Annotated in this window: 1 protein-coding gene; it reads left to right on the top strand. The window is 68.2% G+C overall.

Annotation, left to right across the window (positions count from 1 at the left end; all coding sequences use genetic code 11):
- Positions 1-264, top strand: a 264-nt coding sequence (locus tag JI666_RS22150; RefSeq protein ID WP_286171022.1) for a prephenate dehydratase domain-containing protein, incomplete at both ends; no start/stop codon positions are given.

Below are 264 nucleotides of genomic sequence, written 5' to 3'. Positions count from 1 at the left end.
CGCGCTGATGGGCCTGCCGGGCACCAAGCTGGAAGACATCCGCCATGTCCGCGCCCATCTGGTGCTGATTCCCCAGGCGCGCGGGTTCCTCAAGCGCCACGGCATCAGCGCCGATGCCGCCGCCGACAGCGCTGGCGCGGCTGCGGAACTGGCCAAAGAGCGCAGCCCGCACGAAGGCGTGCTGGCCAGCGAACTTGCCGCGCAGATCTACGGGCTCGATGTGCTCGCCACAGATATCGAGGACAACCACCACAACACGACCCG

This window comes from Bacillus sp. NTK071, from assembly GCF_017303315.1.
GTDB lineage: Bacteria > Bacillota > Bacilli > Bacillales > Guptibacillaceae > Guptibacillus.
Note: the sequence above shows the minus strand (reverse complement) of the source record. Positions and strands in the feature narration are given on the sequence as shown.